We start from the raw sequence: 17,748 nt of genomic DNA on the forward strand, positions 1-17,748 counted from the left end.
ATCGAACTCTCACGTTTAAAAGTTTGATCTGGTCAAAACTTAAGCTTGGCTTTCGTTCTGTCCGTTAATTTACTAATCTTTGTTCTGAATAATTCTCTTGGAATTTTTCAGGGTTGCATTACTGTTTATTTGTCAAGGTGCTTTGTTGTTGTGCTCTTCAGCAGCAACTCATTTAGTATATCGCAGCTTCAGATGTTTGTCAACAACTTTTTTAAATTATTTTTTTGAGTTTTTTCAAACTCATTTTTTGAAAACCGCTTAATTCTCGGCTTTCTTGCCCCTCTCTCAAGCGGGCAAAAGTTATTATAGCAAAGCGTCATACCAAATGCAACAACTTTTTTAAGAAATTTTTATTAATGTTTTTAATACATTATCTAGTAGCATTTTCTGGCTAAACTACTATTCTTTGTGGTCGCATAATCCTTGTGCAACACATAGGCATAAATTGTATAATGAAGAAAATCATAATAATAAGGTGATCTATGCAAAACACAAAGACAAAAACAAGAAATATGACAGAAGGTTCTATTATAAAGCAAGTCCTTCTATTCTCTATACCACTGATGTTTGGAAATATTTTTCAGATGCTGTATAACACAGTGGACTCCATAGTTGTTGGAAATTATGTAGGAAAAGAAGCATTGGCTGCAGTTGGTGCCACATCAATGATCGTCAACATGCTGGTGTTTTTCTTTAATGGCTTTTCAATAGGTGCAGGAGTTGTGATCTCGAGATTCTTTGGATCAAAGAATTCAGACAGACTGCATGCTGCTATTGAGACCACCATTACCACAACATTCCTATTCTGCATCATTTTTACAGCAATAGGGTACTTTGGAGTTGATCCAATGTTAAGATTTATGAAAACTCCGAGAGACGTCTTTGGACAGGCTCAGATTTATTTGCAGATCTATTTTCTGGGTTTTTCCGGGCTACTTATATATAACATGGGAAGCGCTATACTCAGGGCTGTCGGAGACACTACCCGACCACTGCTGTTCCTTATGTTTACAAGTATAATGAATATCATCTTGGATATTCTGTTTGTTAAGTACTTCAGACTCGGCATAAATGGGGCAGCTTATGCTACTATTATTTCCCAGTTTTTATCTGCTGTTATGGTACTTATTCTTTTGACTACTTCAAATGAAATTTATAAGTTCGTTTGGAAAGATATGAGATTTGATAAGGATATCCTTAAGAGTATTTTCATAGTTGGACTTCCCGCCGGGATACAATCTGTCATTACTGCATTCTCAAATGTCTTTGTCCAATCCTATATAAATCACTTCGGTTCCAGCTGCATGGCCGGATGGAGCAGTTACAACAAGCTTGATACTTTTATAATGCTGCCTATGTCAAGTATGGCAATGGCAGCAACCACCTTTGTAAGTCAGAATATAGGCGCCGGCAAAAATGAGAGGGCTTCCAGAGGAACCCGGGTAACTCTCTTCTTAGCAGTCGGAGTTACCGTTGTTATTGCTGCTCTTTTATTTGTTTTTGCCGAACCCGCAATTGGCTGGTTTTCAAAAGATCAATCCGTTATAGACTTTGGGGCTCTCTTTATTCACGCAAATGTCTTTTTCCTTATTGCAAACTGCGTGAATCACACGCTTGCGGGTGCCCTGAGAGGTCGCGGCGATTCCAAAGGTCCAATGTTCATAATGATTGGATGCTTTGTTGTAATCAGGCAGATATACCTCTTTGTAGTAACCAGGTATATAGACAATACACCACTTCTTGTTGGCCTCGGATATCCCGTAGGCTGGGTTACCTGCTGTTTGACAGAACTCATATACTACCGCATCAAATGGGGAAAAATGATTAAAAAGAAAACAAAAAAGCTCGCATAACTGCGAGCTATTTTTAACGGAGAAAGCGGGATTTGAACCCGCGCACCGCGCGAACGGTCTACACCCTTAGCAGGGGCGCCTCTTCAGCCACTTGAGTATTTCTCCATGCCTGAATCCCTCTACCAATATGCGGTTTTGAATTCATGCGTCTATATATAATAACCAAGACGCAAATGTAATTATACAAACACCCAAAGGCTTTGTCAATTATTTTCTACGTATTTATTATATTCCATACTTATCCAAGTCTACTTTCCCATTAATTACTTCAATTCCCTCGGCTGTAAGACGTTTCTCCTGTACACCTTCTCCAAATGCAAAATTCGCCGCAAGCTTTCCCTGAGCATTAACTACACGAAAACACGGTATATTATCCGGATCAGGATTATTGTGCAAAGCATTTCCTACCGCTCTACACATTCTTTTATTACCGGCCATTTCCGCAACCTGACCGTAAGTAGCGACACGACCTTTTGGAATACGTTTTACCGCTTCATAAATTCTTTTAGTGGGCGAGTCCGTCACAGGATCATTACTTTGTCCGATCATGCTTTTTATTGTTTCTTCTCTTGTTTGCATCACCGCTCCCGGTCATGAAATTCTCTCATACAGATTTTCACCTGTAGAATCAATAACTACTATAGCCGGAAAACGCTCTACTTTAAGTTTTCTGATTGCTTCTGTACCAAGGTCATCATAAGCTATAACTTCCGATTCCACAATTGCTTTTGACAAAAGAGCTCCCGCGCCGCCAATGGCTGCAAAATAAACTGCGCCGTTTCTTTTCATGGCATCTATTACTTCTTTAGATCTTTTTCCCTTTCCAATCATTCCACCCAGTCCCAAGTCAAGCAAAGCAGGCGCATACTTATCCATACGGCTTGCTGTTGTCGGGCCGGCAGATCCGATTGGACGGCCTTCTCTGGCAGGAGATGGCCCCATATAATAAATGAGGTTTCCTTCCATGCTTATAGGTAGTTTGTCTCCTGCGGCAAGAGCTTCATACATTCGCTTGTGAGCAGCATCTCTTGCAGTATATATGGTCCCTGTAATATAAACCATATCTCCGGCTTTAAGATTCTTTACCTTATTTTTGTCTACGGGAGCCTGTAATTCTATATCCATGCTATTGCCTTCCATATTCTTTAAATTTAATCAGCACGACGTACTTAATTTTTTAACTTTGCACTTCCTTTATCTACAATTATCCGGCCATTATACTGAGCTTTTCCAACATAATATAGACTCTTAGATGTCACAAAGTTTTTGTCAAATGTCTGTTTACGTGACAGCAGATGTTGACTGCCACCGGAAGTCCTGCGATATGCGTCGCATAAGTATTGATATTCACCGCAAGTGCTGTGACTTTTCCTCCAAGTCCTGCTGGTCCGATACCGGTTTCATTGATCCTTCCAAGAATTTCTTCTTCCATATCGCGCACATAATCTATATCGGAGTGCTCGCCAACCGGTCTTGTCAGTGCCTCTTTTGCCATCTCTGCACACTTTTCAAATGTACCGCCAATACCAACTCCCACAACCATCGGAGGACACGCGTTAGGGCCGGCATCTTTTACTGCCTGAACAACTGCTGCCTTTACGCCTTCTTCTCCATCTGCAGGTTTAAGCATGAATACCCGGCTCATGTTCTCTGATCCAAATCCTTTAGGAGCACATGTAACTATAACTTTATCCCCCGGTACTATGTCATAATGCACCACCGCCGGAGTATTATCTCCTGTATTCTTTCTAATGAGAGGATCTCCAACTACTGATTTTCTCAAATACCCTTCTCTGTATCCCTGACGAACGCCTTCATTGATAGCTTCTGTAAGGTCTCCACCAACAAAATGTACATCCTGTCCAACCTTAAAAAAGAACACCGCCATTCCGGTGTCCTGACATATTGGAATCTGATCATTATCTGCAATATACAAATTATCCTGAAGCTGGGATAAAATCTTTTTACCAAGTTCTGACTCTTCATCATTCCAAGCCTTATCAAGCGCCTTCTGCATATCAGGAGAAAGTCGGTAGTTAACGCTGATACACATTTCTTTTACTACCCGTGTGATTTCTGAAACATTAATTTCTCGCATTTGTACCCCTTGGATCTACAATTATATTTTTTCCCAGAGCTCATTATAAGCTCCGGGAAATCACGTTCTCTTACTTTATATTATCCGGCATTAGCCAATTATTGTATCTTTGATATTGGCAAGCTCTTCTGCTGAAGGACTTGTAGGATTCCAAAGGATCTTTTGTCCATCATTCTCATATCTGGGAATTACATGGAGATGAAAATGCATTACGGTCTGCCCCGCAACAGGTCCATTATTCTGCACAAGGTTAAGCCCATCACAGGAAAGCTTTTCTTTCATGAGAGCGGCAACTTTTTTGGCAACCTTAACCGCACCTGCTGCTGTATCCTCAGGTATCTCAAAAAGATCTGCATAGTGAGATTTGGGTAATACGAGAGCATGACCTTTAGTTGCCGGGCCGTTGTCTAATATTACTCTGAAAGCATCATCCTCATATATAGTGTTTGATGGAATCTCACCATTTGCTATTTTACAAAAAATACATCCGTCCATTACGCTAGTCCCTCCATGATTTTATTATTACTAAGTATTACGATATTTATAACTCCCAACACAAATCCTGTAAGAAACCCTCCAAGATGTGCCGGCGTATTTGCTCCCTGCTGAAAAAAGCAGGCTTCAACCACAAACACCAAAAGGAACACGATTCTTACGACTGTTCCTATATGTTTTAAAAAAGTTCGTCTGTTGGCAATTATCCAGGCAACAAGAAAGCCAACAATTCCCATGATCGCGCCGCTTGCCCCAATTGAAACCCAGCTAAGGTCATTATTTATCTCATATGCCATGGACAGTATATTACCAAAAAATCCGGACAGCAAATAAAGAATTGCATAATACATATGCCCAGTATAATTTTCTACAATTGCACCTGCAAGTATTAAAATAGCCATATTGTTACAGATATGGTCTATATCTGCATGAAGAAACATCGCAGTAAATATACGGTAAAACTCGCCTTCGCCCAATATTTTTTCTGTCACCATGGTGCCGTCACTGTACATCCATTCGGCAAAGTTCTGACTTACAATGAATATGATCACATTTATAATAAATATGCCTATACTAACGTAAGCATGTTTATAGATTTGTTTCTGTCGCTCCCAAAATTCTTCATCCTGCATGTCTGTCACCAAAAGCTAACATAATTTCAATTAAGATTCCATAAGCTCAAAGAGCTGGTCCATACTTCTAAGAAGCTTGAAATCCCCCTTCATTTTGATGCTTCCGGCCATGAATGCTCTTTGGAACGTCATATGACCATCAAGGATTTCCTCGAATATTTTCTGGTCAGTAGTGATAATAACATCACAACCGTCTTCTTCTGCCACACGACAACTGCACTTTGAATTGTCAATCTCGATAATGATAGGCTTAAGTTTCCCACCTTCCGTGAAATTAATTCTATACTTGGCATTTATGCCTGCTACAGGAGTAAATTTCTTAAGAAGCACTTTGGCGTATTCCTCAGAATTCCCTGATGCCGCACCATCCTGCCCCATCTTATCTCTAAAAATGCTTGCCAGTTCCTGAAGATCTTCCTTTTGTTTTTTGACATATTTGTCATCGGAAGCATACTCTGAAAGCTGCTCAGATTCCTGCGGTGTAAGGTCTATGCTGTTTGCAACAGCAACCTTATTTATAACCGCCTGATTACTTGCAGGAAAAACAGGCATCTTCTGATTGATTGTCCTATAAATATTTTCAGCTTTTTTATCTATTATCTTGGTATATTCCGAGCTGTTCTCAAGCTTTGTGGTATCAGCAATATAGCCACAAATTCCCTCACAGGGAAGTCCGCCAAGCATCTCCCACGCCGCAGCAAGACTCATCATTCCTTCTCGCTCTCCATGGGTAGTGGACATGACTATAGGTGCCATGTATATCTGTCTTATTTTCTCTTTATCACCATATAGCCAACATGCATCCAAAAACTGCATCATGTAGCCACCAACGCCAAACCATTCAACAGTTGACGCCAATATGACTCCATCTGCATCCTTCAATGTATTCGGCAACGAAGTTATTCCATTTCTTTGTTCGTATAGATTATACTGCTGCACTTTGACATTTAATTCTTGTAAAACTGCCGTGATCTGCGAGATAACGCTTAAAGTGGGATCGTCGATGATTCCCCTTCCGCCGTAATAGATATTAATATTCATGAACACCCCTCCAACCAGTTAAAAATAGTATATCACATTTATCGAAGGTCAAAACAAATTCTGCCCAATTTAACTTCATCGCCTTCATCAATATACGTCTTTTTCTGAGCTGCTATTTTCAATCCGTTAACAAAAGAACCATTTGTTGAGCCAAGATCTATAAGAGCAATCCCATGCAGATCTTTGATTATCCTGCAATGTATTCTTGAAATACTGCTGTCAGAAATTACTCTGTCAACACAGCCTTCCATTTTTCCGATTGTCAAAGGCAATTTATCAAGGCTGATTCTCATGGTCTTATCCAGATTCGTGCTGTAAAGTGTCATCCCTTTTTCTTCGGTATCGGTCAGAACAACAGTCTCACTGTTATCATATTCATCAGATCTATCAGATGAATTTTTTTCTGAAAAGTTAGATGTGACTTTTACCGGAGCTTTATAAGCCTCAAAATCCTCATATTCGTCATAGTCATCATAATTCTCTTCTTCTGCTTCTTCTGCATCCTCCTCTATATCATTTGCAGCTGCCTTAGGCTTTTGCATAGCCTTAAAGCCACCTATAAGAGCTACAGTCCCGGTGATTCCTGAAATAAACATTATTCCTATTGACAATAGATTTTCTTCCTTAGTAAGAATATAGTTCATCCTCACATACATTATTCCGGCAATAACTGCCATAAACATAAAGAAAAACAGAATCTGCATCTTACCGCCCAGGCTGCGACCTGATCTCTCCATTCTGCTCTCGGTTTTACTCTCTCCTTCATCTTCTTCCGGATAAATATCATCGCTCTCATAAAGGTCAACAGTTTTTGTCTTAACCGGTTCTTTCTCAATAATATTTTCTGTTTCTTCTATATTATTGGAAAGGATATCCTCCAAAATATCTAAAAACAACATCTCTTTTATATGCGCTTTATCACAGAGATTATATATTATGTCAACCGCCGCTTCATCATCATGATCCACAATATCAAGCAGCTGTTCTGCAAATTCTTCAAAACTTCTTTGTTCTTTCAGATACGGATAATACATAAAGCTGTATTCCCCAGTTGAAAGATTTACAAACACATTTCCGGTATCAAGAACAATTCCCTCATCTCCCATTAGAAATTCAGACAAATTCTCCATCATTTCTTTCATATTGGAAAGAAGAGTTATAAGCTGCTCTTTACTCAATCCTCTGGAAGAAAATCTGTCCGCAATATTTATCATGGAAGTAATGTCGTAATATAAAAAATTCTCCTGATTAATCGTCCTGAAGTTACAATTTATGAGTCTTTTTATCCTGCCGCTTTCAAGAATCTTTAGCTGATATCTGACATCATTATTATCTTCATCGTTATCTGCACAGCTACAGACCATGTAACTGTGCTTTAAATCCCGGTAAAATCTATATTCCATTTCATCTCCTATCTAAAAGGCCTGTCCCTATATCTTTATATCTTTTTATCTTTCTTATATGCCGTATGCAATCCAGATCCTTCGCTCTGCCTGCAGCCATAAAATCCCATCCTGTTTTCGGCTTTAGAAAATACCGTCCCATGGCTCTGCTTCTTACGTTTGCATACCCTCTTACAATTACTTCTTTTCCTTTTACCTCGGTTTTTATAGTAGGTTTGGTTGTGCCAAAATATTTTTTCCCAAGCTTATCATCTGTTTTCGATGCAACAATTGATGCTTTATTATCCCCGGCTTCACCTCTGCCGATACTTGCCCTAAAAGCCAGAATATATGTATCCTGCGACAGTATGCACCTGCCATAGAGGTAATAGGTAAAAGACATTATTATTACAAATACGCATATGACCATCGGCATAATAAGTGATGCCTCAAGAGTCATATATCCTTTAACCTTACGCAAACATACTCACCACCATTCCCACAAAGATAAATGGCACAAAGGGGAAAGAATCCTTTTTTCCCGCTTTCCTGACAATTATCAAAAATATCGACATTATCCCACTTATGAAAAGAGCTATTGATACCCCAAGCACCAGTCTGTGTATACCAAAACAAAGACCGATGGCTGCTACTATCAGTCCGTCTCCAATACCTATGCTTTGGCGACTTATGAGAGAAAGCATCATTAAACAAGCGCCGGGAATTAGGCAGATAAGGATCTCTTTTGCCGACGATTTGCCAAAAAATACATCTATTACCCCACAAACAATTGAAATTGCAGCCATGGCTATTATAAGCAGCAGCGAAATCTCTTTTTTCTTAAAATCAAAAACGCCTGCCACAAAAAGCAGCACCAGCTGTACGATAGTAAAAATGCTGTTCATATCATCCTCCACATCCACTACAGGCATGTCTTCCACCTACTTCAGAAATTGGTATTGTATAGATTTTTCTTTTAAGTCCCGGGCAGTCGACTTTGCTGTGATATCTGTTTCCATAATCTGTGATAAATACATTTCCGCCCTTGACCTGCTGCCCACAATATTCACATGCATAGTATTTTGAACCATCGGCATTTCTCTCCGACCTGATTCCGCCATATTCAATACTTCGCACACCAAGCTTTAAGTATTTGCAGTTAATGTCCCTGTGGTAGACCTCTCCGTGTTCAGTAACATAGACCATCTCTTCACCCTGTGCTTCATGTGAATGTTCTCCCGTTACATCATATCCTGTCCAGGCATGGCCAAAAAACCTTGCTTCAACCGGAAACTCTTTAAAACCAATGAGCGGTATCATAGGCTTTACCTTGTAGGATGCGACAATATCTATATAATCATCACCAAGTAAGATTTGGGATGAGAGAAAATTGAGCTTTCCTCCTGCTACTATCCCCTTTGTCAGTTCTTCTCCAAGATAGTTTTCCACATTCTTTTGTGCATAAAGCGTCGAAACTGCCCCAATTGCCGTACTCAATACTGTATCCTCAGTTCCGACAGTTTCTTCTATGCTTCTTTCATCAAAAGCCATAAGCATCATTTCACTTCCGGTTTGATGAAGCGCCGCTTCAATATCGCATTGGATTTTAATAATATTAAAAAGCATGAGGATATTTGCAAAAAAGAATATAAAAAGCGGAAGGGCTATTGATGCTTCAAGGGTCATAGAAGCAGTTAGAGGCACTTCTTTTCTGATCACCCGGAGAAGCGATTTTATTTTTTTATTTTTATAAGAAGTGCCTTTAGCTGCTCCCATAAATTCCGCCTCACTCCTCATAACCATACACTCTCTCAATTCTGGCTTCATACCCATAACTTGTTCCTATCTCAATCTCTGCCCTAAAACAATCAAGGCAGTGGTCAATTCTAAACTCCGCATTACCCACAGTCTTTCTGATATCCATTTCCATAATGTCCATAAGTCGCTGAGTCTTTTTATCAAAGTTTGTCATAAAAACAATCATTCGCAGATAATCTTTGTAATAAAGTCCTTCCCCACATTCACCTCCGCCCATGTGATCTCGAAACGAAAACATGGCTTCAAGACCAAGGTTCCAGGTATCGTCACTTTTAAACAACGGAACTCTTCCGCCACTAAACAAAGTGTTTAAATCAATGATGCTCTCTGCAAAAGTCCATGCAAAAAGAATCGAATACTTAACCAGCTCTTTCAATTCCGGAACCAGCATTACCGCAGTCAAAAGAGATGCTGCCAGATCCGCCGCGTCCACTTTAGCTCTGCAGTTAAAAAGGTATAGCATGTTTGATGCCTGTCTCCAAAACAAAAGCATTTCAGCTACCTTTTCAAGGTTTGCATAATCACTGTTCTGCCCAAAAGCCAGGTACTCAAGCTGATACTTAAGCAAAGACTTATCCATTTCCTCTCCAAAGTATCCACATTTTTCGTAATAATACTGCTCAATAAGTGCCCTTTGAGGTAAAGATATATCGAGATTGTCACTCAGTCCTGTACCTTTATTCTGTTCTCTGTGGGATGCATATTCAGTCAGATTAACTGATGCATTTGAAATCCGCGACTTATCACGGACCGCAAGATTAAGTGCGCCTATTCCTCGCTGAGAGTTGACAGTATCTGCCGGATTTCCAAGGCTTATCTGTTCTTCTTCGCCATCTTCGTTAACGATGGTAGGAAGCTCAATAGCATCTATCTGCTCCTGGTTTTCTCTTGCCATTTCATTCACATCGGTGGTATCAAGCTCTGCTTCTTTAAGGCTTTTTACATTTTCTTCAACCTGTGATACTGCTCCTCCGATAATATCCGCTCCCATGTAAGACAGGATCTGCCTATTTAGAACTGCTCCACCATTGTCAGTGGCAAAAGAGCTTCCGCTTATTCTGGCATCTTTGCAATACATTCCAAGCATTGTATTTCTGCCAAGGGCTCTTCCCGGAAGAGATAGTTCAAGATTTTTCTGCACATAATTACGAAGATGTTCTTCAGTATTAACTATTGTGTGATTTTCTGTGCCATAAGAAGTATCTACCATAAGAAGCCCATATTGTTCATAAAGCTGTCTGTTATACTCTGCCAAGACAGAATTCATGGAGATGTCTGCCACACATTCTGTCTTCATTTTTACTGCTCCAATCCTGGCTCCTTCATACAGAACCAGGATAAGAGACAGAATGATTGTGATAGATAGGGATAAATAGACAGTAAGATACCCTTTAGTTTGTAACCGCACGGGTTTCTTCCCTGATAGTCTTAAAGACATCTTCGACAATACCTGAAATCTGTTCCTTGAACACAATTACCAGGCCGATCAGAACCACGATAATCAGGATTACTTCAACAGTTCCCATTCCTGATTCGTCATTCCAGAAATTTTTAACTCCTCTAAAAACCTCTTTTCCTATTACTTTTGCCTTTTTTACTAATTTATTCATTTTTCCTCCTTTTGCGCATTGCGCTATATTCGTAAAAGCAATTTCCTGCTAATACTCAAAATGCCATATATGCAGGTATCATGATTATTACCATGACCACCAGCAACATCATTATCATTGGGAGAAGGAGCTTTGTCCCCGCTTCTTCTCCGAGCTTTCGGACATTGTCCATTCTTTCATTGAAAGCATGTTTGGATTCTTCATTAAGAGCCTTTAACAGCTCTCCGTTACCTTTTCTTAAATTCTGTGACAAAAGGGTTGAGAGCCTTGAATACTGCTGACTTGTACATCTAATTCCAAATCTTTCGTAAACATCATTTTCTGATATTCCGCTTACAAGCTCTCTGTGCGCTCTTACCAGCTCTTCATATGCAAAGTGCTTTTCCCCACCTGTTTCTCTTTCCTTAACATAGTTTTTACTTAGTTTTTCAAAAATATTTCTCATTGTCATTCCGGCTCCAAGATAAAGAGTCAGCTGAGAAACCAGCTGTGGATAATCAGCAAGCATCTGCATATTTCTTTTTTCCATTTCACTCTTAAGCTCCCTGTCTTTCACTACGTAGCACAGACACGCGCCAATTAATGCAAGAAGCAATATGAGAATGCTGTTATCTTCTATTTTTTCTGACCACACTACAGTTTTTCCTTCGCATTCAACCGGAAGTATGATTTTTTCATCGTAAGTAGATTTCCCATCTGTTTCCGTTAACAGTTTTCCCAAATTTTGTGAGAATAGTTCCTTCGGTGAAAGAACTTTAGGAAGCAGCCTCATTACATATTCCCGGCTCCAGGTCTGCCCGTTATACTTGAAAATTGCCGTTACACTAACTATCGCACCTTCCTTGGGAATCTTGTCCTTTATAAGAGTCCCATCCTGATGCATAAGTTCAAAATTATCAAGCTTCCATGAAATCCTGAATGGATACCCCGGAATTTTATCTATAAGGTTTATGTCATCTCTTATCTCATCAAATGTCGGATTATCTTTTAACACCAGCTGCTCAGCCACTTTACACGCTTCTTCAAAAAGTTCATTCGCTTCCTCTGCCGTGTAAAGTCTTTCATTAACCAGAAAATCGTATTCTCCAATTTCCTCTCCGGCTTCATCTTTGGCCAGAAGACCAGCCTCAAACTCACCTTCCCCATAGTTTTTTCTGTATAGGACCTTCCCGTCCTCAAGATACTTACTATTTCTATTACTTACGAACATTGCCGCCGCTAAAAAACATCCGGCAAGTATTACCACCAGAACAACTGAAATCTTGCGTATATAGTATTCGGTTTCCATCTGTTCGATGTCTTTTCGATTATTAAGTGCCGCAAGGTATCCTCTTATCCTGCCTTTTTCAAGAGGGCTTTTTTTCTTACTGAATTTCGTATAGATAAAAAGAGCCACCTTTAAAAACTCTCTGCTGATTCCATCTTCAGTTATCTTCTCAGGGAGCTCCATTTCTTTTGCCTTGATCCACAAAACAAAAATGACAACAGGCGGTATCAAATATAAAACAATCATTCTTTCCTTCCTTATTTGGCATATTAAACTACGATGTTTACTATCTTTTCAGATAAAAGATATGCTGCAATATATACAGTCATACAGATTGTCATCAGAGCTATCCCAAAGACATTGTGATACAAAGGTTCAAAGAATCCTCTGCTTGTAAGATTTATGTAGAATATTATGAAAAATGGAACGCCATTCATTATTCCGGCTTCCATCCTTTTGGCACTGACCAGAACTTCAATTTCTTTTTCAACTTCCATTTTTCTTGAAATAACCGATATGGTCCTTGCTATTATCTCTGTGAGATTTCCGCCGCTTCTTTTCGCCACAGCAAATACCGCAGCAAATTCCATAATGTCTTTATTTCCACTTTCTGTTCCAAAACTGTAAAGAAGCTTTTCGAGTGGAACATTATTTTTCAACCCCTTTAGTATCTTGTGCAAATAATTGCAGATCAGACTTGCTTTTCCATAAAGTAATTCAATATCTTTAGTGGCTTCTCTGAATGCATTTTCTACAGAATAACCGGCTTTAAGGCTCGTAAGTACTGCAGACATCACATCTTTGAACTGAATCCCCAAAAGCCTTGTTTGTCTCTCTTTAAGTATCCTTTTCCGGTGAAAAAAACACCACACGGAAAGAGGAAGCAATGCAATCATTGCTATGTATGAATCATAAAATACCTTTCCAAATAAAACCGCTATCCCTATGCTCTGAAGTAAAACAGGTATATCGTTCTTATCAGGTCGGTAATCTAAAACCTGCTGCCAATAGCTTTTCAGTGTTCTTAAGTTCACCGGTTTTCCTCCATGAGCCTATTATTTTTCCATAGTTATCCACATTTTCTTCTTTAAATTCAAACAATCTGTTGACACATATTTTTCCCGTTACAGGATCCAGCTCTTTTTCCAACTCGCATATTTCCAAAAGTTTTCTCGATCTGTCCCTAAGCCTCCCCAAGTGAACTATGATGTCAATCCCGGATGAAATCTGGCCTCTCACAGCAGATAGCGGAATTTCCATTCCCATGAGCACCATCGTTTCAAGCCTTGATAGCATATCTTTTGCACTGTTGGCATGACCTGTGGACATTGACATATGACCTGTATTCATAGCCTGAAGCATATCAACGGTTTCTTCGCCTCTTACCTCTCCAACTACAATCCAGTCAGGGCGCATTCGAAGCGAAGATTTTATGAGATCCCTTATGGTAATTTCCCTACAGCCCTCAACATTGGCATTTCTTGCTTCAAGCTGGACCAGGTTTGGAACCTCTCTTATCTGAAGCTCTGCATTGTCCTCAATTGTTATCAGTCGCAAATCTTTGGGGATAAAGTTGGAAAGTGCATTTAGAAATGTGGTTTTACCGGATCCGGTACCACCTGATATAAAGATGTTATACCCCGCCTTTACAAGAATTTTGAGGTATTCTTTCAGATATTCGGATAATGCTCCAAGTTCTATGAGATTGTCCATCGTAAATGGATTTTGCGGAAAGCGTCTTATGGTTATTATGGGGCCATTTATTGCCACCGGATTGAGAACCACATTTATTCTCGAACCGGAAATTCTGGCATCAACTATAGGTGATGCTTCATTTACTACCCTGTTACAGGAGGCTACAATCTGCTGAACAACATCCTGAAGCTTCTCCTCAGATTCAAATCTGGCTTTACTCCTGAATATAGCGCCTTTCTTCTCCACAAAGATGTTCTCTGTCCCATTTACCATTATTTCCGTCACATCCGGATCGTCCAGAAGTTCCTGAAGTGCATCCAGTTTCCTTATGGAGTAAAAGGTCTGCATTCTGACATGCTTTCTTTCCTGAGTAGATACGGATAAATGCCTTATTTCTTCATACAGCGCCTTGTCTATAAGTTCAAGCATTTCTTCATCAGATATGTCTTTTGAAAAATCCATATCTCCAATTACTCTCTGCTTAACTCTGGATTTAAGCTCATCAAGTTGTCTTGTCACTAATAAGCCCCTCCCTCTTAAGCAGCTCTTTTACATACCTTGATACTGCAGCACCTTCCCTCAGATCAGGTATTACCACTTTGATTGTCGATGCCAAAATATCTTCATGTCCATTTAATCTTAAGACATCTTCATATGCTTCGACTCTGTAAGCATCAGCACTATTGGGTCGTGTAATAGTAAAGAGCTTGTTACAAAGCCTTAAAATATCAAAAAAGCCATTGGGATATTCCGTAAGATCAAGTATCACATACTTATACCCGGCATCGTGAATAAGAAGTCCAAGAAGCATTTTGAGAGAATCATAATCTATTTCTTTGATCTGCATCGCTATTTTAGCCGGAGGAATCACATCTATATTTCCAATGGATCTTTTAATTTTTTCCAGATAGATACAGAACTTATTTTTATCTTCCTCGGCATAGTACATCAGATCATTAATGGTTCCGTCTGCCTCTGCATCAAGTTTTTGTGGGAGTGAAGAAAAACTGTCAAAGCTAAGCATAATCGTTTTTCCAGAGGAAGATAAAACGTCGCCCATCTTCAATGCTAAAGTTGTCTGTCCACATTTTGATACAGGTGAAAACAATCCTATCACAGTGCCTTCATTGTCCGAAATTCCCACGGTCAGACCTTCAAAAGACTCTGCTTTTTCTGCACAGAAATCAATAATCGTATCCACAATTTTTCCCGCTTTCTGGTATTTTGTAGTATGAATGATATTCCTGTCATCAAAGCGGTTTTCCTCTTCTCTTAGAATCCCTGCTTCTTCGTCCAACACAAGGATGTTCTTAAAAAGGTTTTGTCCCAACACCTTACCAAGTTCCTCAAAGGCTGACTCCGAAACGACCAGAAGAGATGATGTGTTTTTTCTGGAATAATCCACCAGAATATCCACTGTTGTAAATGCTTGAATATTAAATTTTAATTTTAAGTTTTCTTTCAAATACTCATAAAGCCTTCCGCAATAGGTCTCATCAAGATCACAGAGCGTTAGCAGTGGCCTTGTCATAGCGTACCTCCAATAATAAACAAAGCACTTATGAGCACCGGTACCGCAAAGTGAATTGTTCTCTTTTTTCTTGATTTTCGTTTTAAAAAAATAATAAAGATTGAAATAATACCAGCTATCAGAAATGATAGAATGATGCAGGAAAAAGTGTCCTGCACTGACATAAAGGATGCTGCCGTCATGAATAATTTAACATCTCCTGCGGCAATGCCTTTAAAAAGATATACCGGAAGCAATATAACAAGCGAAAATGCGATTGCTGTTATTGCAGCCAGCAGAGATTCCAGCCCCCCCAAGGCTGCTGTGATGATTCCTGCAAGTAATCCCGGAATCACCCAGAAATTATAAATCTTGTCTTTGTACAGATCGGTAAATACTGCTCCGGACAAGAAGGTCAACAAAACCGTATCTATATAAGCTCACTCCTTTCCGATTTTCTTCGAGCTCGCGACTATAGAATTTAGCAAATTAATGTTTTGTTGTAAACCCCCTTTTTCCGAATCAGCATTTTGCATAATATTTTTCAAGCCATAAGGCCTCTATTCATGGAAACTGCTGTGACATCTTCATTTAGGCTGTTTTTTCCATAGGTAAGCCCTGCATATACCTTTTGCGTGTTGCCCATCATAGGTTCACTGTCATCTTTTTTTTCAAGCTCCAGGTATGCTTCATGAAGTGCCCTGAAATTCTGCTTAACTCTCCATATTCTATGAAGACTGAATGATGCGCCGGATGCTATTAATTCTTTTTTGGAAAAAATGTAAAGTTTATGAAGCGTTTTCCCTAAATCTGTATGCAGATTTACCGAACGGATAAGTTCGTCCAGACAGTTCTGCGCTTTCATTAAACTGTTTAAACCTTCTTCTTTTTTTCCGATACTTATCTCATCCATAGCCTCTTCAAGATAATCGATGGTTATCTCATATAATATAGTTATCATCTGAGTTTTATTGGCCTGTGTGATTTTTAGAGTAAATTCCTGTTTTCTCTCCTGAGTCATACGTACCTCATTTCATTGTGCATAAGTTTTATAGCAATCATTTTTACTTATGCCGTCTACATATGTTACTGCAAAAGCTGCAATACCTGAGAAGGCCTCTCATTGGCCTGAGCCATCATAGATGTTCCTGCCTGAGAAAGAACCTGCTGCGTTGAATAAATTGTCATTTCTTCAGCCATGTCAACATCCATAATTCTTGAATACGCTGCTGTCATGTTTTCAACTGTCACATCGAGACTGCTTGTAGTATGTTCAAGCCTGTTCTGATATGCTCCAAGTCTGCTTCTGACTGCACTAACAGCTGCAATAGCATCTTTTACATTGTCAATTCCAAGCCTTGCTTCTTCTTCCGTAGTTACATCAAGATTGTATATTCCAAGCGTTGTAATAGATACTTTGGGAACTCTTATATCAAGTGTCTGCCCTTCATTGGCGCCAACCTGCATAGTCATGGCTCCTTTTGCTGTAAGTTCCAGATATAAATCTCCTTCATATGTATCCCCGACCTGAAGTTTTATTTCTTTTCCATCACGATCAGAGAATGTAATGATATCCTCATTTACGGTAGCCATAATGTCACTGGAAAAATAATTATAATAATTTCCATCCGTCCCCAGCTTTTGAATTTGCATATCTGTAAGCGTACTGTTTTTGGTATAGTAATTTCCTTCGGCATCCAGAAGGTAATTTTTTTCTACACCTGTAGGTCCTATGACATCAGCTGAATGTGTAAATGACAATTGGCTGCCATCAGTTTTTACAACACGATAATTTCCGGCTTCCATATTATCAGAGTAACTTACAACTCCAATACTCATAATTGTCTTGTCTTCATAAACTTCTGTTGTGCCATCTGCCTTTGTAACTGTTCCGGTTCCTTTTACATATCCTTTTAGATCAAATGACCCATCAAGAATATTCTGCCCATTAAACTGGGTAGTTCCAGCCATTCTATCAACTTCATCTTTTAGCAAAGTTATTTCAGACTGAATTATTTTTCTGTCATCATCGGTAAGAGTTCCTGTACTTGCCTGAACGCACAGCTGATTCATTCGCTGTAATATATCATGAATTTCAGAAAGTGTTCCATCTGCAACCTGTACTATTGAAATTGCATCATTTGAAGTGTCATTTGCTACTCCAAGTCCTTCTATCTGGGAATTCATTCTTCTGGACATTGCAAGACCGGATGGATTATCTTTAGCATTTGCAATCTTAAGACCACTTGATAATCTCTCCAAAGACTCTGATAGGAGCTTATCATTTTTCTGAAGTGAATTATGTGCTATCATAGCTGATACGTTGTAGTTAACTTTCATTTTTACC

Annotated in this window: 19 protein-coding genes, 1 tRNA gene and 1 pseudogene; 1 reads left to right on the forward strand and 20 read right to left on the reverse strand. The window is 39.3% G+C overall.

What is annotated here, in order from left to right; all coding sequences use genetic code 11:
- The first annotated feature begins 512 nt into the window (after positions 1-512).
- Entirely contained in the window at positions 513-1,853 is a 1,341-nt protein-coding gene (locus J6O61_RS06340; RefSeq protein ID WP_334299800.1) for an MATE family efflux transporter, read from the forward strand.
- A gap of 17 nt (positions 1,854-1,870) precedes the next feature.
- On the opposite strand, the gene J6O61_RS06345 is transcribed toward J6O61_RS06340, so the two are convergent.
- The 20 genes and pseudogenes from J6O61_RS06345 to J6O61_RS06440 all read right to left on the reverse strand — a co-directional run bounded on the left by J6O61_RS06345 (position 1,871) and on the right by J6O61_RS06440 (position 17,741).
- Positions 1,871-1,958, reverse strand: a tRNA-Ser gene (locus J6O61_RS06345).
- A 120-nt stretch (positions 1,959-2,078) separates the two neighbouring features.
- Positions 2,079-2,420: pseudogene (locus J6O61_RS06350) on the reverse strand (MGMT family protein); the annotation flags it as partial.
- A gap of 24 nt (positions 2,421-2,444) precedes the next feature.
- Positions 2,445-2,978, reverse strand: coding sequence for a Fe-S-containing hydro-lyase (locus J6O61_RS06355; RefSeq protein ID WP_330613733.1), 534 nt, complete (start codon positions 2,976-2,978; stop codon positions 2,445-2,447).
- A 130-nt stretch (positions 2,979-3,108) separates the two neighbouring features.
- Positions 3,109-3,951 carry a fumarate hydratase gene (locus J6O61_RS06360; protein ID WP_292210968.1) on the reverse strand — a complete coding sequence of 281 codons (843 nt, stop codon included), beginning with the start codon at positions 3,949-3,951 and terminating at the stop codon, positions 3,109-3,111.
- A gap of 90 nt (positions 3,952-4,041) precedes the next feature.
- A complete protein-coding gene (locus J6O61_RS06365) occupies positions 4,042-4,446 on the reverse strand; it encodes an HIT family protein (RefSeq protein ID WP_292210971.1) in 405 nt (134 codons plus the stop codon).
- Entirely contained in the window at positions 4,446-5,078 is a 633-nt protein-coding gene (locus J6O61_RS06370; RefSeq protein ID WP_292210973.1) for a rhomboid family intramembrane serine protease, read from the reverse strand. The genes J6O61_RS06365 and J6O61_RS06370 overlap by 1 nt, the downstream gene beginning before the upstream one ends.
- Positions 5,079-5,108: 30 nt before the next feature.
- The gene (locus J6O61_RS06375; RefSeq protein ID WP_292210978.1) at positions 5,109-6,119 is read right to left on the reverse strand and encodes an SCP2 sterol-binding domain-containing protein; all 1,011 of its coding nucleotides are present in this window, start codon (positions 6,117-6,119) and stop codon (positions 5,109-5,111) included.
- A gap of 38 nt (positions 6,120-6,157) precedes the next feature.
- On the reverse strand, positions 6,158-7,522 hold the full coding sequence (locus J6O61_RS06380) for a DUF6382 domain-containing protein (RefSeq protein WP_292210980.1): 1,365 nt from the start codon (positions 7,520-7,522) through the stop codon (positions 6,158-6,160).
- 1 nt (position 7,523) lies between these two features.
- Positions 7,524-7,982: a hypothetical protein gene (locus J6O61_RS06385; protein WP_292210982.1), complete on the reverse strand. Its 459-nt coding sequence runs from the start codon at positions 7,980-7,982 to the stop codon at positions 7,524-7,526.
- Positions 7,975-8,406 (reverse strand): prepilin peptidase, encoded by a 432-nt coding sequence (locus J6O61_RS06390; RefSeq protein ID WP_292210984.1) that lies wholly within the window; start codon positions 8,404-8,406, stop codon positions 7,975-7,977. Before J6O61_RS06390 ends, J6O61_RS06385 begins: the two co-directional genes overlap by 8 nt.
- Before the next feature lies 1 nt (position 8,407).
- Complete coding sequence (locus J6O61_RS06395; protein WP_292210987.1) at positions 8,408-9,277, reverse strand: hypothetical protein; 870 nt, start codon at positions 9,275-9,277, stop codon at positions 8,408-8,410.
- 10 nt (positions 9,278-9,287) lie between these two features.
- Positions 9,288-10,727 carry a DUF5702 domain-containing protein gene (locus J6O61_RS06400; protein ID WP_292210990.1) on the reverse strand — a complete coding sequence of 480 codons (1,440 nt, stop codon included), beginning with the start codon at positions 10,725-10,727 and terminating at the stop codon, positions 9,288-9,290.
- Entirely contained in the window at positions 10,711-10,929 is a 219-nt protein-coding gene (locus J6O61_RS06405) for a Flp1 family type IVb pilin (RefSeq protein ID WP_292210993.1), read from the reverse strand. Before J6O61_RS06405 ends, J6O61_RS06400 begins: the two co-directional genes overlap by 17 nt.
- A gap of 55 nt (positions 10,930-10,984) precedes the next feature.
- Positions 10,985-12,442, reverse strand: coding sequence for a type II secretion system F family protein (locus J6O61_RS06410; protein ID WP_292210995.1), 1,458 nt, complete (start codon positions 12,440-12,442; stop codon positions 10,985-10,987).
- A 23-nt stretch (positions 12,443-12,465) separates the two neighbouring features.
- Complete coding sequence (locus tag J6O61_RS06415; RefSeq protein ID WP_292210997.1) at positions 12,466-13,230, reverse strand: type II secretion system F family protein; 765 nt, start codon at positions 13,228-13,230, stop codon at positions 12,466-12,468.
- On the reverse strand, positions 13,175-14,353 hold the full coding sequence (locus J6O61_RS06420; RefSeq protein WP_292211023.1) for a CpaF family protein: 1,179 nt from the start codon (positions 14,351-14,353) through the stop codon (positions 13,175-13,177). The genes J6O61_RS06415 and J6O61_RS06420 overlap by 56 nt, the downstream gene beginning before the upstream one ends.
- 40 nt (positions 14,354-14,393) lie before the next feature.
- Positions 14,394-15,422, reverse strand: a complete 1,029-nt coding sequence (locus J6O61_RS06425; protein ID WP_292210999.1) for a hypothetical protein — start codon at positions 15,420-15,422, stop codon at positions 14,394-14,396.
- Positions 15,419-15,823, reverse strand: coding sequence for a prepilin peptidase (locus J6O61_RS19720; RefSeq protein ID WP_442861698.1), 405 nt, complete (start codon positions 15,821-15,823; stop codon positions 15,419-15,421). The genes J6O61_RS06425 and J6O61_RS19720 overlap by 4 nt, the downstream gene beginning before the upstream one ends.
- A gap of 122 nt (positions 15,824-15,945) precedes the next feature.
- Positions 15,946-16,422, reverse strand: coding sequence for a flagellar protein FliS (locus tag J6O61_RS06435; protein WP_292211003.1), 477 nt, complete (start codon positions 16,420-16,422; stop codon positions 15,946-15,948).
- A gap of 65 nt (positions 16,423-16,487) precedes the next feature.
- Complete coding sequence (locus J6O61_RS06440; protein ID WP_292211005.1) at positions 16,488-17,741, reverse strand: flagellin N-terminal helical domain-containing protein; 1,254 nt, start codon at positions 17,739-17,741, stop codon at positions 16,488-16,490.
- Positions 17,742-17,748: the final 7 nt, after the last annotated feature.

The sequence above is a fragment of the Butyrivibrio sp. genome (assembly GCF_017635265.1).
Lineage (GTDB): Bacteria > Bacillota > Clostridia > Lachnospirales > Lachnospiraceae > Butyrivibrio.

Bases quoted from the DNA above. Each gene is read 5' to 3' on its own strand.
- J6O61_RS06375 (WP_292210978.1), bottom strand. From the start codon at position 6,119: ATGAATATTAATATCTATTACGGCGGAAGGGGAATCATCGACGATCCC.
- J6O61_RS06440 (WP_292211005.1), bottom strand. From the start codon at position 17,741: ATGAAAGTTAACTACAACGTATCAGCTATGATAGCACATAATTCACTT.
- J6O61_RS06395 (WP_292210987.1), bottom strand. From the start codon at position 9,277: ATGGGAGCAGCTAAAGGCACTTCTTATAAAAATAAAAAAATAAAATCG.
- J6O61_RS06435 (WP_292211003.1), bottom strand. From the start codon at position 16,422: ATGACTCAGGAGAGAAAACAGGAATTTACTCTAAAAATCACACAGGCC.
- J6O61_RS06425 (WP_292210999.1), bottom strand. From the start codon at position 15,422: ATGACAAGGCCACTGCTAACGCTCTGTGATCTTGATGAGACCTATTGC.
- J6O61_RS06370 (WP_292210973.1), bottom strand. From the start codon at position 5,078: ATGCAGGATGAAGAATTTTGGGAGCGACAGAAACAAATCTATAAACAT.
- J6O61_RS06420 (WP_292211023.1), bottom strand. From the start codon at position 14,353: ATGGATTTTTCAAAAGACATATCTGATGAAGAAATGCTTGAACTTATA.
- J6O61_RS06410 (WP_292210995.1), bottom strand. From the start codon at position 12,442: ATGATTGTTTTATATTTGATACCGCCTGTTGTCATTTTTGTTTTGTGG.
- J6O61_RS06390 (WP_292210984.1), bottom strand. From the start codon at position 8,406: ATGAACAGCATTTTTACTATCGTACAGCTGGTGCTGCTTTTTGTGGCA.
- J6O61_RS06365 (WP_292210971.1), bottom strand. From the start codon at position 4,446: ATGGACGGATGTATTTTTTGTAAAATAGCAAATGGTGAGATTCCATCA.
- J6O61_RS06355 (WP_330613733.1), bottom strand. From the start codon at position 2,978: ATGGATATAGAATTACAGGCTCCCGTAGACAAAAATAAGGTAAAGAAT.
- J6O61_RS06380 (WP_292210980.1), bottom strand. From the start codon at position 7,522: ATGGAATATAGATTTTACCGGGATTTAAAGCACAGTTACATGGTCTGT.
- J6O61_RS06360 (WP_292210968.1), bottom strand. From the start codon at position 3,951: ATGCGAGAAATTAATGTTTCAGAAATCACACGGGTAGTAAAAGAAATG.
- J6O61_RS06405 (WP_292210993.1), bottom strand. From the start codon at position 10,929: ATGAATAAATTAGTAAAAAAGGCAAAAGTAATAGGAAAAGAGGTTTTT.
- J6O61_RS06340 (WP_334299800.1), top strand. From the start codon at position 513: ATGACAGAAGGTTCTATTATAAAGCAAGTCCTTCTATTCTCTATACCA.